The 291-nt window shown below is 59.5% G+C and carries 1 protein-coding gene; it reads right to left on the bottom strand.

Going from position 1 to position 291, the window contains the following annotated elements:
- On the bottom strand, window positions 1-209 hold a 209-nt coding region (locus tag EN852_RS39520; RefSeq protein ID WP_246694595.1), incomplete at its 3' end, for a triose-phosphate isomerase.
- Between the last annotated feature and the right edge of the window lie 82 nt (window positions 210-291).

Here is a 291-nt window from a genome sequence, read left to right as displayed (position 1 = left end):
GGCGAGATCTCGCCGCTCCAAGCGCCGTTGTCGGCCCAATGCATGTTCTGCGCGCCGACCTTGATGTGCGTTGACGACAGCGCCTTCTTGACTTCGCGCACCGCCGTGAAAGGCGGGATGACGAACGGCTGGATGCGCTTGTCGAAGCCAATAGTGAACGCGGCGATTGCTTCGGCGAAAGCGAGCGCTTCAGCAAGCGTCTTGTTCATCTTCCAGCTTGTTCCGACCCAGTACGTCACGCCTGCGCTCCTGATGTTCAATCTCTGTTGACAACCGTCAGCGAAATCCCCG

This window comes from Mesorhizobium sp. M2E.F.Ca.ET.209.01.1.1, from assembly GCF_004010375.2.
In the GTDB taxonomy this organism is placed as follows: Bacteria; Pseudomonadota; Alphaproteobacteria; order Rhizobiales; family Rhizobiaceae; genus Mesorhizobium.
This window is presented reverse-complemented; position numbering and strand designations above follow the sequence as displayed.